The sequence below is a fragment of the Nocardia sp. alder85J genome (genome assembly GCF_020176955.2).
Taxonomy (GTDB): Bacteria; Actinomycetota; Actinomycetes; order Mycobacteriales; family Mycobacteriaceae; genus Nocardia.
The window spans coordinates 68,168-86,713 of record NZ_JAIUCZ020000014.1; the positions used below are offsets into that span (position 1 = coordinate 68,168).

General features: G+C 72.2%; 7 protein-coding genes. 3 read left to right on the forward strand and 4 right to left on the reverse strand.

The window, feature by feature from the left end:
- Window positions 1-12 precede the first annotated feature (12 nt).
- The 3 genes from LBW94_RS38585 to LBW94_RS38595 are packed head-to-tail and all read left to right on the forward strand — an operon-like array spanning window position 13 to window position 13,057.
- Window positions 13-5,406 (forward strand): type I polyketide synthase, encoded by a 5,394-nt coding sequence (locus tag LBW94_RS38585; RefSeq protein WP_225057857.1) that lies wholly within the window; start codon window positions 13-15, stop codon window positions 5,404-5,406.
- A complete protein-coding gene (locus tag LBW94_RS38590) occupies window positions 5,403-11,777 on the forward strand; it encodes a type I polyketide synthase (protein ID WP_225057856.1) in 6,375 nt (2,124 codons plus the stop codon). Before LBW94_RS38585 ends, LBW94_RS38590 begins: the two co-directional genes overlap by 4 nt.
- A 26-nt stretch (window positions 11,778-11,803) precedes the next feature.
- Window positions 11,804-13,057: an FAD-dependent oxidoreductase gene (locus LBW94_RS38595; protein WP_225057855.1), complete on the forward strand. Its 1,254-nt coding sequence runs from the start codon at window positions 11,804-11,806 to the stop codon at window positions 13,055-13,057.
- A 153-nt stretch (window positions 13,058-13,210) separates the two neighbouring features.
- Here LBW94_RS38595 and LBW94_RS38600 read toward each other — a convergent pair whose 3' ends face one another.
- The 4 genes from LBW94_RS38600 to LBW94_RS38615 are packed head-to-tail and all read right to left on the reverse strand — an operon-like array spanning window position 13,211 to window position 18,533.
- Window positions 13,211-14,569: a cation:proton antiporter gene (locus LBW94_RS38600; protein ID WP_225057854.1), complete on the reverse strand. Its 1,359-nt coding sequence runs from the start codon at window positions 14,567-14,569 to the stop codon at window positions 13,211-13,213.
- A gap of 16 nt (window positions 14,570-14,585) precedes the next feature.
- Window positions 14,586-15,860, reverse strand: coding sequence for an NAD(P)/FAD-dependent oxidoreductase (locus LBW94_RS38605; protein WP_225057853.1), 1,275 nt, complete (start codon window positions 15,858-15,860; stop codon window positions 14,586-14,588).
- A gap of 21 nt (window positions 15,861-15,881) precedes the next feature.
- Window positions 15,882-17,642: an FAD-dependent monooxygenase gene (locus tag LBW94_RS38610; protein ID WP_225057852.1), complete on the reverse strand. Its 1,761-nt coding sequence runs from the start codon at window positions 17,640-17,642 to the stop codon at window positions 15,882-15,884.
- Between the two features lie 15 nt (window positions 17,643-17,657).
- Window positions 17,658-18,533 carry a hypothetical protein gene (locus LBW94_RS38615; RefSeq protein ID WP_225057851.1) on the reverse strand — a complete coding sequence of 292 codons (876 nt, stop codon included), beginning with the start codon at window positions 18,531-18,533 and terminating at the stop codon, window positions 17,658-17,660.
- Window positions 18,534-18,546: the final 13 nt, after the last annotated feature.

Below are 18,546 nucleotides of genomic sequence, written 5' to 3' on the forward strand. Positions count from 1 at the left end.
GGAGGAAGAATCATGACCGACGAGGCAACCCTGCGGCGCTACCTCGAGCGCGCCACCACCGCGCTGCTGGAGACCCGGGCACAACTGCACCGGCTGGAGGCCGCGCACAACGAGCCGATCGCGGTGGTCGGGATCGGCTGCCGGTACCCCGGCGGCATCCGCACCCCGCAACAGCTGTGGGAGCTGGTGGCCGGCGAGCGGGACGTGATCGGGCCGTTCCCGGCCGATCGGGGCTGGGAGCCGGCGACACTGCTCGGCGACGACCCGGACCGGCCGCACACCGTGACCGCGGAGGCCGGCGGATTCCTGGACGCCCCTTTCGAATTCGATGCCGACTTCTTCGGGATCTCACCGCGCGAGGCGACCGCGATGGATCCGCAGCAGCGGCTGCTGCTCGAAGTGTCCTGGGAGGCACTGGAACACGGCGGCCTCGATCCGATCACGCTGCGCGGCACCGATTGTGGCGTGTTCGTCGGCGCGATGTACCACGACTACGCCAGCCGGCTGCGGCAGGTGCCCGGCGAGCTGGAGGCCCAGCTGGGCACCGGCAGCGCCGCCGGGGTGCTGTCGGGCCGGATCGCCTACACCTTCGGCTTCTCCGGCCCCACCGTGACCGTGGACACCGCCTGCTCGTCGTCGCTGGTCGCGATGCATCAGGCCGTGGCCGCGCTGCGCAACGGGGAATGCCCGCTGGCTCTGGCCGGCGGGGTGACGGTGATGTCGACCCCGGCGAGTTTCATCGAGTTCAGCCGCCAGCGCGGGCTGGCCCGCGACGGCCGCTGCAAGTCGTACGCCGCCGGGGCCGACGGCACCGGCTTCTCCGAGGGCGTCGGCGTGCTGGTGCTGGAACGGTTGTCCGACGCGCAGCGCCTCGGCCACCGGGTGCACGCGGTGCTGCGCGGGTCGGCGGTCAATTCCGACGGCGCGGCGGCCGGGCTGACCGTACCCAGCGGCGCGGCCCAGCAGCGCGTGGTCCGGCAGGCCCTGGCCGCGGCGGGACTGCAACCGGGTGAGATCGATGTCGTCGACGGCCACGGCACCGGCACCACCCTCGGCGATCCGATCGAGGCGCGGGCACTGCTGGAGGTGTTCGGCGAGCGCGAGGCCGAGCCGCTGTGGCTCGGCTCGGTGAAGTCGAATCTCGGGCACACCCAGGCCGCCGCCGGGGTGGCCGGGGTGATCAAGATGATCATGGCGATGCGGCACGGCATCGTCCCGGCGACGCTGCACGTCGACGCGCCGACCCCGCACGTGGACTGGTCCGCCGGCGCGGTCCGGCCGGTGCTCACGGCCCGGCCGTGGCCGGAGACCGGACGGCCGCGCCGGGCCGGGGTGTCGTCGTTCGGCATCAGCGGCACCAACGCCCATCTGATCGTGGAGCAGGCGCCGGCCGGACAGGCGGCCGCGACGCCGCGGAATCCGTTGTCGCCCTGGGTGGTCTGGGAGCTGTCCGCGCGCTCGGAGGCGGCGCTGGCCGGACAGGCGGCGGAACTGGCCCGATACGTCCGCGACCACGCCGACCTGCCCCTGGACGGGGTGGGCCGGGCGCTGGCGACGCGGACCCGATTCGCCCGGCGCGCAGTGATATTCGGGCACGACCGCGGGGAACTGCTGGCGGCGCTGACCGCCGTGGCCGCCGGCGGCCGCTCCGCCGCGGTGGTGCAGGGCGCCACGACGGCGCCGGGCGAGGCCGGGGAGCGGACCACCGCCGGCGCGACGGCCGTGATGTTCCCGGGGCAGGGCGCGCAGCGGGTGGCCATGGGCCGCGAACTGCACGCCGCCCACCCGGTTTTCGCGCAGCACTTCGACGAGCTCTGCGCCGCCTTCGGCGCGCACTTCGAGACCCCGCTCGCCGACGTGATCTTCGCCGAGCCCGGCACCGCCGCGGCGGAACTGCTGGGCCGCACCGACTACACCCAGGCGGCGCTGTTCGCCGTCGAGGTGGCGCTCTACCGGGTGGCCGAATCCCTGGGCCTGCGACCGGATTACCTGATCGGCCACTCCATCGGCGAGCTGACCGCCGCGCATCTGGCGGGCGTGTGGACCCTGCCGGACGCCGTCGCGGTGGTCGCCGCCCGGGGCCGGCTGATGGCCCGATTGCCCGGACGCGGCACCATGATCGCCGTCGCGGCCGCCGAGCACAAGGTGACCCCGCTGCTGGTCGGCCGTGAGCACGTGGCGTCGCTGGCCGCGGTGAACGGCACCTCGGCGGTGGTGGTGTCCGGCGTCGACACCGTGATCGGCGAGATCGCGGCCACGCTGGAGACCTTGGGGCGCAGGGTATCCCGGCTGCGGGTGGCGCACGCGTTCCACTCCCCGCTGATGGATCCGATGCTGGACGAGTTCGCCGAGGTGTGCCAGACGGTGGCGTATCACGAGCCGTCGATTCCGATCGTCTCGAATGTCACCGGCGCCCTGGCGGATCCGGATCAGTTGCGGGATCCGGAGTACTGGGTGGAGCAGGTGCGCCGGCCGGTCCGCTTCTACGACGGGCTGCGCAGCCTGCACGACGAACTCGGGGTGCGGGTGTTCGTGGAGTCCGGCCCCGGCAGCACGCTCACCGCGCTCGCGCGGGAGGCGTTCACCGCCGAGCCGGGGGTGACGGCCGCCCCGCTGCTGCCCGGCCGGGCCGCCGAGACGCCCGCGGTGATCGCCGGGCTCGCGGCCGCGCAGACCGCGGGCGCGCCGATCGAGTGGTACCCGGAGGCCGCCGCCGAGGTCGAACTGCCGACCTACGCGTTCCGGCGCCGCCGCTACTGGCTCGACGCGGGCGTGGCCACCGGCGGTCCCGCCGCCGGTGAGCCCACCGGACATCCGGTGCTGGACCGGCGGCTGTCGCTGGCCGACGGCGTCGTCCTGTTCACCGGCGGTCTGTCCCGGGCACGCAGCCCGTGGCTGGCCGATCATGCCGTGCACGAGGCGACGCTGCTGCCCGCGACGGCCTTCCTGGACATGGCGCTGCTGGCCGCCGACCGGACCGGCGCGGACCGCGTCGAGGAACTCACGCTGCTCGAGCCGCTGCTGGTCCCCGAGGCCGGCGAAACGGAGATGCAGGCGATCCTCGGCGCGGCCGGCCGCGCCGGTGAGCGCACGCTGACCGTGCATTCGCGCCGCCTGCCGCACGGCCAGTGGGTCCGCCACGCGGAGGCCACCCTGTCGGCCCGGTTCGCCCCGCCGCCGCCGGTGCGGATCCGCAGCTGGCCACCGGACAACGCGGAACCGGTCGATCTGACCGAGCGCTACCGCGCACTGGCCGCCGCCGGCTACCACTACGGGCCCGCCTTCCGCGGCACCCGTGCGCTGTACGTGCGCGGCGACGAGATGTTCAGCGAGATCGACCTGCCCGCCGGGATCGATCCGGCCGGTCACCTGATCCATCCGGCGGTGCTCGACGCCGCGCTGCACCCGCTGGCGGCGATCGACGGCCCCACCCGGCTGCCGTTCTCCTGGCGCGGCGTGCGCAGCCACGCGCCCGCGACCGGGCCGCTGCGGGCCCGGCTGACCGATATCGGCACCGACGAGGCCGCGCTCGAGGTGGTCGACACCGCCGACCGGCCGGTGCTGTCCGCGGAGCTGCTGGTGTTGCGGCCGGTCACCGCGGCCGCGCTGACCGGCGACCACAACGACGATCACCATGTGCTGGACTGGGTGCCCGCGCCCGCCATCACCCCCACCGACGGACTGCACTGGTCGGAACTGAGCTGGTTCGAACTCCCCGAATTCGAGCCGACGCCGGCCGGTGTGCGCGCCGCGGTGGCGGCGACGCTGCCGCGGATCCGGTCCTGGCTCACCGAGGCCGACGAGGGCCTGCTGGGCATCCGCACCCGTGGCGCGGTCACGCTGCCCGGCGAGCCGGGCAGCAGTGCGGCCGCCGCGGCCGTCTGGGGTCTGGTCCGTTCGGCGCAGACCGAACATCCGGGCCGATTCCTGCTGCTGGACACCGACGGCGACCCGGTCGGGCCACTGCCGGCCGATGAGCCCCAGATCGTCGCGCGCGCAGGCGAATTGCGGGTGCCGCGGCTTGTTCCCGGCTCCGGCTCGGGCGGCGGCGCGCCGTGGCGGCCGGGTGGCACGGTCCTGGTCACCGGGGCCGGCGGCGGGCTCGGCGGGCTGGTGGCCCGGCATCTCGCGGCCCGCGCCGAGGTCGGTCACCTGCTGCTGCTGGGCCGCGGGCCGATCGATACCGACGGCATCGACATCCCGGTCACCACGGCCCGTTGCGATATCGCCGACCGGGACGCGCTGGCCGCGGTGCTGGCCGCGATCCCGGCGGACCGGCCGCTGACGGCGGTGGTGCACGCCGCCGGTGTCGCCGACGACGGACTGCTGGAATCGTTGTCGCCGGAGCAGTTCGACCGGGTGCTGCGGCCGAAGGTGGACGGCGCCTGGAATCTGCACGAGCTGACCGCGCATCTGAATCTCTCGGCGTTCGTGCTGTTCTCGTCGGTGGCGGGAGTGCTGGGCGCGGCCGGGCAGGCCAATTACGCTGCCGCCAATGCCTATCTGGACGGCCTGGCCCGCCTGCGCCGGGAACGCGGCCTGTCCGCCACGGCCCTGGCCTGGGGCCTGTGGTCGCGCGAGACCGGGGTGTCCGGACATCTGACCGCCGCCGACCGGGCGCGGCTGGCCCGCACCGGCATGGCGGCGCTGGCCGACGCCGAGGGGCTGGCCCTGTTCGACGCCGCCTGCGGTGCGGACGAACCGAATCCGGTGCTGATGGCGCTGGACCGCTCCCGGCTGGACGAGCAGGCCGCCCCGCCGCTGCGCGGCCTGGCCCGCTCCCGCCCCGACGGCGCCGTGCGGGCGCCCGAGACCTTCTCCTTCTCCGCCCGTTTCGCGGCGCTGGGCGCGACCGGGCGGCGCGAGCTCATCCACGATCTGGTCTACGAACTGGTGGCCGCGGTGCTCGGGCACACCGACGAGGCGCCCGACACCGACCGGACCTTCGCCGAACTGGGCTTCGATTCGCTGACCGGGATGGAGCTGCGCACCCGGCTGGTCGACACCACCGGCCTGCGGTTACCCGCGACGCTGGTGTTCGATCATCCGACCCCCGATGCGCTGGCCGCGCACCTGCACGCGAAATTACTTGCCACGCAAGCGGAACCGGAAGCCGCAGCGGATCCGGAGACGCCGGTCGCGGGACCGGACGGCAACGGGGAATCCGATGCCGCGATCGCGTCCATGGACGTCGCCAACCTGATCCGGCTGGCCTACAGCAACGGTGACACCGCAGCCGACACCGGCTCGGACGGCGACACCGATTTCTGGACCGACGGCCACGACTTCTTCGGGGCCGAGGGCGCGGTCCTCAGCGACGGCAGCGCGACCGACGGGGTCTTCCGCAGTGTCTTCGGGCACCGGGCGCCGCGCGGCGTCGCCGGTGACGATCGAGGCCCGCGATGACCGATCCGAACGCCGAACTGGTTGCGGCGCTTCGCAACACACTGGTCGAACGCGACCGGCTGCGGCAGGACAACGCGCGGCTGACCGCCCGGCTCGCCGAGCCGATCGCGATCATCGGGATGAGCTGCCGGTTCCCCGGCGGCGTCCGCACGCTCACCGACTGGTGGGAACTGCTGGCCGAGGGCCGGGACGCGGTCGGCGACTTCCCGGCCGACCGGGGCTGGCGCGAGGACGACCGATCCGAACGCGGCGACTATCCCCGCGTCGGCGGATTCCTCACCGACGCACTCGATTTCGATCCCGACCTGTTCGGCATCTCGCCGCGCGAGGCGCTCGCGATGGATCCACAACAGCGGCTGCTGCTGGAAGTGTCCTGGGAGGCGATCGAACACGCGCGCCTGGATCCGCTGGCGCTACGGGGTTCGCCGACAGCGGTTTTCGCGGGCGTGATGTACCACGACTACGCGGACCGGCTGCCCACGGTGCCCGAACGCGTGGAGGGACATCTGCGCACCGGCAGCCTGGCCAGCGTGGTGTCCGGACGGGTGGCGTACGCGCTGGGCCTGCACGGCCCGGCGGTCACCGTCGACACCGCCTGTTCCTCCTCACTGGTGACCATGCATCTGGCGGCGCAGGCGCTGCGTCAGGGCGAGTGCACGCTCGCGCTGGCCGGCGGCGTCACGGTGATGTCGACGCCGAAGGTGTTCGCCGAATTCGCCCGGCAGGGCGGTTTGGCTCCGGACGGCCGCTGCAAGGCGTTCGCGGCCGCGGCGGACGGCACCGGCTGGGCCGAGGGCGTCGGCGTGCTGGTCCTGGAACGACTCTCGGAGGCACAGCGACTCGGGCACCGGATCCTCGCGGTGATGCGCGGCTCGGCGGTCAACTCCGACGGCGCCTCCAACGGGCTCACCGCGCCGAACGGGCCCGCGCAGCAGCGGGTGATCCGGCAGGCGCTGACCTCCGCCGGTCTGCGCACCGGTGACATCGATGTGGTGGAGGGGCACGGCACCGGCACCCGGCTCGGCGACCCGGTCGAGATCCAGGCGTTGCTGGAGACCTACGGCCGCGGCCGCACCCGCCCGCTGTGGCTGGGCTCGGTGAAATCCAATGTGGGCCATACCCAGGCCGCGGCCGGGGTCGCCGGGGTGATCAAGACGGTGCTGGGCATGCAGCACGGCGTCGTCCCGCCGACCATGCACGTGGACGAGCCGTCGCCACATGTCGACTGGTCCGCCGGGCCGGTGCGGCTGGTCACCGAGCCACAGCCGTGGCCCGAGACCGGCGGTCCGCGCCGGGCGGCGGTGTCGTCGTTCGGGATCAGCGGGACCAACGCGCACATCGTCCTGGAACAGGCGCCTGCCGGTGCGGCGAGCGGCGGTACGGCCGTATCGCCGCAGTTGCCGGTGGTCTGGCCGTTGTCGGGACATACCGCCGCGGCGGTCGCCGGGCAGGCGGCGCGGTTGCGCGATCATCTGGCCGCGCATCCGGCGGCCGGGATCGCCGACATCGGGCTGTCGCTGGCCACGACCCGTGCCCTGTTCGGGCCGCGCGCGGCCGTGATCGGCAGCGACCGTGGCGAATTCGACGAGCGGCTGGCCACGCTCGCCGCCGGTGAACCGGCGGCGGGCGTGGTGTCCGGCGAGGCGACGCCCAAGACACGGCTGGCGCTGCTGTTCCCGGGGCAGGGTTCGCAGCGGCTCGGGATGGGCGCCGAACTGTACCGGCGCTACCCGGTCTTCGCGGCCGCCTTCGACAAGATCTGCGCCGCAATGGATCCCAAGCTGCCCCGGCCGCTGCGCGAGGTCCTCTGGGCCGCACCGGATTCCGCCGCGGCGGCGTTGCTGGACGGCACCGATTTCACGCAGGCGGCACTGTTCACGGTGGAGGTGGCGCTGTACGAACTGCTGCGCTCCTGGGGTGTGGAACCGGCCTTCCTGCTGGGACATTCGATCGGTGAGGTCACCGCCGCCTATCTGGCGGGAGTGTGGTCGCCGGCCGACGCCACCACGCTGGTGGCCGCGCGCGGGCGGCTGATGCAGAGCCTGCCGCCCGGCGGCGCCATGCTCGCCGTCGCGGCCGACGAGACGGCGGTGACCGGTCTGCTGGCGGGCCGGACCGCGCGGGCGGGTATCGCGGCGATCAACGGGCCGACGGCGGTGGTGGTCTCCGGTGACGAGCCGGTGATCGACGAGATCGCCGAACTGGCGGCCGCACGCGGCTTCCCGGCCCGGCGGCTGCGGGTCGGTCACGCCTTCCACTCGCCGCGGATGCGGCCGATCCTCGACGACTTCGCGGCCGTGTGCGGCACGCTCACCTTCCGGCAGCCGACCGTGCCGATCGTCTCCAATCTGACCGGGCAACCCGCCGATCCCGCCGAATTGTGCACGCCCGGTTACTGGGTGCGGCACATCGCCGAACCGGTCCGGTTCGCCGACGGGGTGCGCTGGCTCCAGGACAAGGGCCGGGTCACCCTCTTCCTGGAGACCGGTCCGGGCGCGGCACTGGCCTCGGCGGTCGCCGATGCCGGCGGCGCCGCGACGGTCGCCTCCACCCTGCGCCGCGACCGGCCGGAACCGGAATCGGTGGCCGGCGCACTGGCCGAGGCGTTCGTGGCCGGCGCCACGGTGGACTGGGCCGCCCGGCTGCCCGCCGCCACCGTGGTCGACCTGCCCGGCTATGCCTTTCAGCGGCAACGGTTCTGGCTCGACGCCGCGGCCGCGGGCGCGGATGTGCAGACCGCCGGGCTCAGCGCCGCCGGGCATCCGCTGCTCGGCGCACTGGTGTCGGCGCCCGACGGCGAGACCACCGTGCTGACCGGGCGGCTGTCGGCCACCACCCCCGACTGGCTGGCCGATCATCGCGTGGGTGGCCGAATCCTGGTGCCCGCCACCGCCTTCGTCGATCTGACCCTGCGCGCGGCCGAGGAGGTCGGCAGCGACCGGATCGTGAGCCTGGTGGTGAACACACCGCTGCCGCTGACCGGCGAACCGGTGCCGATCCAGGTCCGCGTCGGACCGCCCGACCCCACCGGCGCGCACCCGGTCTCGATCGCGGCCCGCACCGGCGAGGACGGCTGGACGATCCACGCCGAGGCCGTCGTCACCGCGGGCACCGGCGCCCGGCCGCCCGCGGCCACCGCCGCGTGGCCGCCACCGGGTGCGGTCCGGCTCGACGCCGACGAGATCTACCGGCACCTGGCCGAATCGGGGCTGGACTACGGTCCGGCCTTCCGCGGCCTGCGCGAACTGTGGCGCGACGGAACGGATCTGGTGGCCCGGGTACGCCTGCCCGAAGACGTCGACACCAGCGGCTACCGAATCCACCCCGCGCTGCTGGACGCGGCGCTGCACGCGGCGGCCGCCCGCGACACCGGCGGTGAATCCACCTCGGACGGCACCTATCTCCCGTTCGCCTGGCACGGCATCACGGTGGACGCGGTCGGCGCCACCGAGGTCCGCGTGCGGCTGTCGAACCCCTCGCCGGACCGCATCACCGTGACCCTCACCGATCCGGACGGACTGCTCGTCGCCACCGTCGAAGCGCTGGAACTGCGCCCGGCCCCGGTCGCCTCGGCCGCCGCAACCGCCACCCGCCGCACCCCGCTCTACGCGGTCGACTGGACACCGCTCACCGACGAACCGGCCCCCGCCACCACGGACCGGACGGACGGACCGAGACCCATCATCCTGCGGGCCGACGAAATGCTGCCCTCCGGAGTTCCTGCGGCACAGCCGCTCCCGGACGCGGGATCGTTCTCCCCGCAGGCCACCCGCGCACTGCTGGTGCAGGTGCTCGACCGGGTGCAGTTGCTGCTGGCCGAATCCGACGCTCCGCTGGTGGTCGTCACCAGGAGGGCGGTGGCGCTCGATCCGGCGATCGAGGATCCCGACGGCAGCGCCGGGGCGGTCCGGGGCCTGCTGCGCAGCGCACAGGCCGAGTATCCGGAGCGAATCGTATTGCTGGACCTGGATTCCCGTGGCGGCGAGCTGCCCGGGCCGGAGCTGGACGCGCTGGTGCGGCGCGCACTGGCGACCGGCGAGCCCGACCTCGCGGTCCGGGACGCGGCGCTGTATGTGCCGCGGCTGGCCCGGGCCGCCGCCGACGGCCCCGATCTGTTGCGCGGCGATCCGTGGCGGTTGATCGTCGGGGTACCGGGCACCATCGACTCGGTGCGGTTGGAGCACACCGAGGCGGCGAGCGCACCGCTGGCGCCGCATCAGGTTCGCATCGCGATGCGGGCGGCGGGGGTGAACTTCCGCGATGTGCTGATCGGGCTGGGCATGTATCCCGATCCCGGAGCCCCACTCGGCGGTGAGGGCGCGGGCGTGGTGCTCGAAACCGGTTCCGCGGTCACCGAACTGGCTCCCGGCGATCGGGTGATGGGCCTGTTCGACGGGATCGGCTCGACCGTCACCACCGACCATCGGCTGGTCACCGCGATCCCCGCGGGCTGGTCCTACGCCCAGGCGGCCGCGGTTCCCGTGGTGTTCCTCACCGCCTACTACGGGTTGGCCGATCTGGCCGGGCTGCGGGCCGGGGAATCGGTGCTGATCCATGCGGCGACCGGTGGAGTCGGCACGGCCGCAATGCAATTGGCGCGACACTGGGGGGCCGAGATCTTCGCGACCGCCGGTCCCGGCAAATGGCAGGTGCTGCGCGAGCGCGGACTCGACGACGACCACATCGCGAACTCCCGGACCCTGGACTTCGAACAGGAGTTCCGCACCGTCACCGAAGGCGCCGGGGTCGATGTCGTACTCGACGCGCTGGCAGGCGAATTCGTCGACGCGTCGCTGCGGCTGCTGCCGCGCGGCGGGCGGTTCGTGGAGATGGGTGTCACCGATATTCGCGATCCCGCCGCGGTCGCCGCGGCGCACGCCGAGGTCGACTATCACTCGTTCCTGATCACCGAGGTGGATCCGGAGCGGATCGCGGAGATGCTCACCGCCCTGGTGACCCTGTTCGATCAGGGCGTCCTCACGCCCCCGCCGATCACCGGCTGGGACGTGCGCGAGGCGGTCGGCGCGCTGCGGTACGTGGGGCAGGCGCGGCACATCGGCAAGGTGGTGCTGCACTGGCCGCCGGCGCTGGATCCGGACGGCACCGTGCTGGTCACCGGCGGCACCGGCATGATCGGCCGCACGGTGGCCCGGCATCTGGTGACCGCCTACGGCGCGCGGAATCTGGTGCTGGCGGGGCGATCCGGTCCGTCCGCCCCGGGCGCGGCGGAACTGGCCGCGGAACTCGGGGCGCTCGGTGCCCGGGTCCGGCTGGCGGCCTGCGACATCACCGACGCGGCCGCGCTGGCCGGGCTGCTGGACGAGATTCCCGCCGAGCACCCGCCCACGCTGGTGATCCACGCCGCCGGCGTCGTCGACGACGCGCTGTTCGCCGATCAGAGCGCCGGACATCTGGATCGGGTGCTGCCCGCCAAGATCACCGCCGCCTGGCAGCTGCACCGGCTCACCGCCGGCCACGACCTCGCGGGCTTCCTGGTGTTCTCCTCGGCCGCAGGCGTTCTCGGCACCGCCGGGCAGGCCAACTACGCCGCCGCCAACGCCTACCTGGATGCCCTGGCCGACCATCGCCGCCATCTGCTGCTGCCGGCGCTGTCGCTGGCCTGGGGGCTGTGGGCGCAACCCAGCGGGGTCAGTGCCCATCTCGGGGAGCGCGATCTGGCCCGCATGCGCCGCAACGGATTCCACGCACTGACCGACGAGCAGGCGCTGGCCCTGTTCGACGCGGCCCTGCGCGGCGGACGCGGCACCGCGGTCCCGATCACCGTCGACATCGCCGCCGTGACGGATCCGCCGCCGCTCCTGCGCACTCTGGTGCGCACCCGTCGCGCCGCCGCACCCGCGGTCGCGACCGCCGACCTGCCGGGCCTGCTGGCCGGGCGCGGCGCCGCCGATCAGCGCCGGCTGCTGCTGGACCTGATCGCGCGGCACGTGGCCACGGTGCTCGACCACGGCGCCGGGCGCGGTTTCGATCACGAGAAACCGTTCGCGGACCTGGGTTTCGACTCGCTGACCACGGTCGAGCTGCGCAACCACCTGCGCCGGTCGACGGGGGTGACGCTGTCGCCGACGGCGATCTTCGATCACCCGACCCCGGCCGCGCTGGCCGAGCACCTGCACACGGTGCTGGCCCGCCCCGAACCCACCGGTGATCTGGTGGCCGAGGCGGGACGACTGCTGGATCGGCTGATCGAAACCGGCGCCGCCCGAGCGGATCTGGAACGCCTGGCCGGCCGGCTCGCCACCGCGATGCATCAGCGCGACGGTGACGCCACCGCCGAACTCATCGAGATCGCCGAAGACGACGAGATCTTCGACCTCATCGACCGGCGCGCGGACGGTCTGCGCGCCTGATCGGCCGCCGATCGGAGCAGTGGAACATGAATGTGAGCGAGGAATACGACGTCGTGGTCGCCGGTGGCGGTTCGGCCGGGGTGGCCGCCGCCGTCGCCGCCCGCCGCGCCGGGGCGCGCACACTGCTGGTGGAGCGCGGCCCCTGTCTGGGTGGCGCGGCCACGCTGCGCAATGTGCTGACCTACTGCGGGATCTACACCCGCCAGGATCCGCCGCGGCAGGTGGTGTTCGGGGTGGCCGAGCAGGTCCTGCAACAGCTGCGGGCCCGGTCAGCGGTCAGCGAACCGACCCGATTCACCTCCGTCACCGTGGTTTTCGATCCGGAGTCGGTCAAGCGGGTACTGGACCAGCTGTGCCTGGACACCGGGGTGCGGGTCCGCCTGGACAGTCAGCTGGTGGACGCCACCCGCGGCGAGACCGGCATCGACTCCGCGCTGGTCGCCGATCATCAAGGCGTGCACACGATCCGGGCCACCGCGTGGATCGACGCCACCGGCGAGGCGGATCTGGCGGCCTTCGCCGGGGCCGCGGTGCGCTACGGCAACGACGGTGTGGTGCAGAACGGTACGCTCGGCGTCCGATTCGGCGGCATACCCCCGCACGCCGAGGTCACCCGCGACACCCTCGCGGTCGCCATCGCGGGCGCCAAGCGCCGCGGTGCGGCGCTGTCGGCCGAACGCGGCCTGGTGGCGCGGCTGCCGATCTCCGGCGATGTCGTCGCCTACGTCGTCGACGAGGGCTACGACGCTCGCGACGCCGGGGAGCTGACCCGCGCCGAGATGAGCGCCCGCCGGCAGGCGGGCGAATACCTGGCCGTGCTGCGCACGCTGCCCGGCTGCGGCAACGCCTACATCGTCGGCACCGGACCGGAGATCGGCACCCGGGAATCCCGCCACGTCCTCGGCCGCTACCGGCTGTCCACCGACGAGGTCCTCACCGGCGCCCGGCATCCCGATCGAATCGCGCTGGGCGCCTGGCCGATCGAATACCACCCGGGTCCCGGACTGGTCCCGCAGTGGCAGTTCATCGCCGGTGACGGGTACTACGACATCCCCTTCGGCGTCCTGCACAGCATCGACACCGACAATCTGTTCGCCGCCGGCCGGACCGTGGACGCCGACCGGTACGCCGGGGCGTCGCTGCGCGTCATGGGCACGGCCTTCGCGACCGGCCAGGCCGCCGGGGTCGGCGCGGCGCTGTACGCCCTGCACGGCCTCCATCCCCCGGTTCCGGTGGTGCAGCGCGAATTGCTGCGCCAGGGCGCGTATCTGGGGCACTGAGCACCCCGCGACAGCGATCGAGGCCCGGCGGACGATCCGCCGGGCCTCGCCGTGCCGGGTGACCGCCGGTCGAGTCCGAGCCCGGCACGCACGGCAGCGGCCGCGCCGCCCCGGTTCGGGCGGCGCGGCCGTGTCCGTGGCCGGACCCGATGATCAGGCGGCCGCCACCGAGGTCGGCTCCGAAGCCGTTTCCGCCCTGGCGGTTTCACCGTGCAGGCCGAACACCAGGCCGTTCTTCCAGGCGCTGCGCTCGAACATCCGATAGATCGGCGTCGCGACGAAGGTCGTCACGATCGTCATGACCGCCAGGATCGTGTACAGCGACTGGTTGATCAGGCCCTGGGTCAGGCCGACATTGAGCAGCACCAACTCCATCAGCCCGCGAGCGTTGGCCAGCGAACCCATGGAACCCGCTTCCCGCCAGCTCATCCCCTGCCAGCGGGCCGCCAGCGTCACCGCGCCGAACTTGCCGACGAACGACACCACCAGCACCACACCCACGACGATCAGCGCCGCCGGGTGGAACAGCAGGCTCAGTTTGGTGTTCAGACCGGTGAAGATGAAGAACGCGGGCAGCAGCAGATGCGACACGATCGGCTCGGTGCGTTCCCGTACCGCGTCCAGCAACCGGCCGCGCGGCATCACGACGCCGGCGATGAACGCGCCGAACACCGAGTACACCCCGACCCAGTCGGTGAACCAGGCGCCGGCCAGCAGCACCATCAGCATCGCCATGAACGGCCCGACGGGAAGCGCTGCGCCGGCACGCATCTCGCGCTCCCCCCAGGCGTCGAGCCGCTTCAGCAGCCGTGTTCCCACCACCAGCATGAACACCACGAAGCCGACACCGCCGGCCACCGCCAGGACCGCGCCGTTCATATTGGTCTTGGTGGTGGCGACCACGGTGGCCAGCAGGATCCAGGACACCGCGTCGTCGGAGGCCGCGCACGACAGCGCCATCGTCCCGAGCCGGGTGTTGTGCAGCCCGGAGTCGTGAATGATCCACGCCAGCATGGGGAACGACGTGATCGCGATGGCCGCGGCGAGGAACAGCCCACCCTGCCAGGCGTGTACCTTGCCGGTGAAGTAGTCACCGTGACCGACGAGCAGGAACCCGGTGATGCCGCCGAGCGCCATCGGCACCACCACGCCCGCCGAGGCGGTGACCCCCGCGACCTTGATGTGGTCGGTGAGAATGCTGGTCCGGAAGGACGTCCCCACCAGGAACATGTACAGCACCAGGCCCAACTGGCCGATCACATACATGACCGTCAGCGACGGATGCGGAATCGACTGTCCCCCGATGACCAGGGTGGTGGGGAACAGCCAGTGCTGCGCCTGCGGCCACACCAGGCCGAACACCGAAGGGCCGAGCAGGAATCCGGCCGCCATGATGGCGACCACCTGCACCTGCCCGAGCCGCTTGAACAGCTGCCACACCAGACGATAGGCGACGAGGATCACCGTCATCTGCAGGAAGAAGTGGAGAGTCAGGTCCAGAAAGGACGGCATCGCAGCTCCTTCCGGGCTATGCCACGACGGCGCTGGGATAGATCGGGCAGTCGGTGAGCAGATCGAACGGCGCGAACAGGCTCCAGTCCTTCTCCGCCCGAAGCCGATTCACCAGCGGGCTCTCACCGGTCCAGAAGTCGCCGCTGACCAGCCGGACGTGCCACTTCGGGTCCAGATCGGCCGCCAGGTCCAGGATGACCTGGCCCATGATCGGCTGCCGATGGTCGTACACCGCGCAGATCAGCCGGTAGTAGGTCTCGTAACCGGTCTTGAAGAAGGCGTTGTAGAGATCGGCGATCTCGGTCTCGGTCTTGTTGCCCTCCAGCCGATCCGCGGCCAGTTCGGCGGCCTTGCGTCCGGTGGCCAGGGCCAGCAGCACGCCGCCGGAGAACACCGGGTCGGTGAAACTGCCGGCGTCGCCGACAAGGAAATAGCCGGGCCCGGCAAGGGTTTCGGAGTGGTACTCGAAGTTGCGCTCGCCCTTGAGCTCCCGGATCACCTTCGCACCGCGCAGCCGCTCCTGGATGCGCGGCAGGCGGGCCAGGTGCTCGTCGAAAACGGCCTCCGGGCGGTCGGATTGCAGAATCGCCATCGGTGCGACGGCGCCGATGCTGATGGCGTCCGAGCGCAGCGGGATGCCCCACATCCAGCCGTCGGGGTGGATGCCGAGCTGGGTGTCACCCTCCACGCCCGGATTCTGGCTCTCGTCGAGATCGCCGTAGTGCTTGAACACCGCGGCCATCTTCAGCCGGCTGTCGGCCACCCGCAGGTTCAGCCGCTTCGGGATCACCCCGGCCCGGCCGGAGGCGTCCGCGATGAATGTCGCCGTGGCGTGGTGGGTTTCGCCGTTCACGGTGTAGGTGACGCCGGTGACGCGGCCGTCGACGACGTCGACGTCGGTGACGGTCGCCTCCTCCAGCACGGTCACCCCGGCCGCGGCGGTCTCGTCGAGCAGGGTCTTGTCGAATTCGGCGCGCTCGACCTGGATGGCCCAGGTGCGGCGGTTGTCGCCGATCATGCCGAAGTCGATGCGGCGCACGCTACCGGCCATCCCGGTCAGCTCCACGCCGGGCTTGTAGGCGTACGGCTTGGCCATCACCGCGTCGAGCAGGCCCAGCTGATCGAGGATCTCGGTGGTGTAGGGCAGGAACGACTCCCCGATGTGGAAACGCGGAAAGGGCACCTTTTCCAGCAGCAGTACCGAATATCCGCGCCGCAGCATGGTCAGCGCATACGCGCACCCCGCGGGCCCGCCGCCGATGACGATGGTGTCGTAGGACGTGTCGGCCATGGTTGTGACTCCGTTTCCGTATCAGCGGAAGGTGATTCGTTGAACGACCCGAGCCAGTTCGGCCTCGGGATCGGCGGCCGCGTCGGTGCGGCGCCAGGCGACGTAGTGATCGGGCCGAACCAGCAGGACGCCGTCGTCGCCGATGCCGCGCAGGTCGTTCCAGATGTCGGAAGTGCCTGCGGCGGCATCGAATACCACGGATTCCAGCGGTATCCCGGTTCGATCCCGCAGCCGGTGCGCCGCCTCGCGCCACGGCTGCCCGGCGCTGCCGGTGACGAGGGTGTACGAGTCGATCCCGACGAAGTCGTGGGTCGACCGCCGGGTGCCGTCCCGATCGACCCAGGCGTGCGGCAGCCGGTGACCGGGCCGGGCGACCGGAAAGAACTCGGCTCCCATGGGATCGGAGTCCGGCGTGGGGGTGCCGTCGGGGATCAGCGCCCCCTGCTCGTACACCGCGCCGAGTTCGATATCCAGTGCCTGACAGTCGATCCGGTGGGTGTTGAAGACCTCACCGGCGCGGGCGCGGGCGGTCCGGCCGCGTGCCGACTGCTCGAAGTAGGTGTTGAAGAAGGTGGGCCGCATCCATTCCGGCACGTGCGGTCCCAGCCCGAGCGCGGCCTCGCTGACCAGTTCCGAGTTGGCGATGATGCCCACCGCCCAGTCGAGATTGCGGCGGCCGATCGGCCGCCGCTCCGGCTCGTAGGTGTCGAGCAGTTCCGCACCGGCGTGCCCGCGCTCCACCGCGGCGATCTTCCAGGCCAGGTTGTGCACGTCCTGCACGGCGGTGTTGAGGCCCAGTCCCGCCGCCGGCGGTAGCTTGTGCGCGGCGTCGCCGGCGAGGAAAACTCTTCCGCTGCGGTAACTCTGGGCGTTGACCGCGTCCACGGTCCAGTTGCTGACCTTGTGCAGCCGCACCCGCAGCGCCGGGGTGCCGAGGGTGTCGCGGATGCGGGCGAGCACCGCCTCGCGGTCGGAGCGGGCCGGGTCGTCGGGGCCGGTGGTGAAGTGCAGGCCCCACTCCTCGCTGAAACGTCCCCAGGTGGGGCCCATTTCGACCAGGGTGGCGCCGGACAGCTCCGGCCGCTTGGGATTCACGAAGTAGGTAAGCAGCGCGCCGTCGCGCTGCCAGCGGGACAGGTCCGCGCTGAAATGCACCGTGGTGACGTGATGGAATTTCGGCCAGCCGTCGAACCGCACACCCAGTTTCGGGCCGACGGTACGACCGCCGTCGGCGGCGATCAGGTACTTCGCCGTCACCGTCGTGGTGCCGCCGCTCTCGTCGCGCACGGTCGCGACGAGCCGGTCGTCGTGCTCGACCCAGTCGATCAGCTCGTGCCCGTAGCGGACCCGATCCGGCGCGCGCCGCTCGGCGGCCGCGCGCAGCAACGGTTCCGAGCGGATCTGCGGCAGGTTGGTGGCCGACACCGGGCTGGCCGCCTCCCAGTACTCCCGCAGTTCACCGCCGCCGAAGGCGTCCATCTCGTGGATCACCCGGCCGTCGAAGGGCCCCTTGCCGGCCAGGGTGGTCTGCCAGCACACCTTGCCGAACTTCTCCAGCGGGGCGCCGGCGAGATCGAACTCCTCGGCGATCCCGTGCTGGCGGAAGATCTCCATGGTGCGGTGATTCATGTAGTGCGCCTTGGGAAGCCGCGCGGTCTCCGGTCGCGCTTCGATCAGCCGGTGATCGATTCCCAAGTTGGACAGAAAGATCGACGCCGTCAGTCCGCCGACGCCCGCGCCGACGACCAGAACCGTCGTCTCTATTGCCGTCTCGCTCGTCATCGCGCCACCTCACCGTCAATGTCCGTGATGCTCGGGCAGATCCGGTCCGACCGCGGTCGGACCCTGGGGGTAGGGGAACGATTCCGGGATGCCGCCGTCGTGACCGGCGATGGTCTGCGCGGTGTCGAGGGCGCCGGTGATCGGGGTGTCCTCGCCGGGTACCAGCCAGATGTGCAGATCCCAGGCCCGCGGATGTACCAGGCCGGGCGGATTCGGCAGCGCCAGTGGGATGGTGCCCGGATCGGCGCCCATCCACGGCTCCGCCGGCGGCTGCATCACCATGTCGAAATTGGGGAAGGCGTGCACGCCGCGCTCGTGGAAACCCCAGTCGGTCGGGTACACACACAGCCCGTTCTCGATCGGGGTGATGCCCGGGGTGTAGACCGCCCCGTAGAACCAGCCCACCAGCTCGTACGGGAACGACGGCGTATAGGCGTCGTCGTACCCCGGATTCGGGTTCAGCGACCGGTAGAACAATCCGGTCGGCTCCCCGCTGACGACCGTGTCCCGGGCCGTCGTCCCCGCGGTGACGCCGTCGATACCGCGGGCGATGATGTCCAGGGAGCGCGGCAGATTCAGCAGGCCGACACCCACGTCGCGGTACTGCACCCAGCCGTGCGAATCCGGTCCCCACGCGCCGAGCGCGGCCAGTTGCATCACGTCGTCGGGGCCGTTGAGGGTGCGCAGGTGTCCCAGCCGGTTCAGCACCCGCTGCTGATCGGCGGTGAGACTGTCGGCCCGCTCCTGCGCGGTGCACTGCCGGTCCGACACCGGGACCACGTCGGGGGTCATGGTGTCGGCGTCGGCCGCCGCCAGCGGCGGCACCGCCACCGCCGTCCAGGCGGTCAGTGCCAGTGCGCCGCGCAGCAGCGTCGAAAACATCGCAGCCATCGAAAAGATCTCC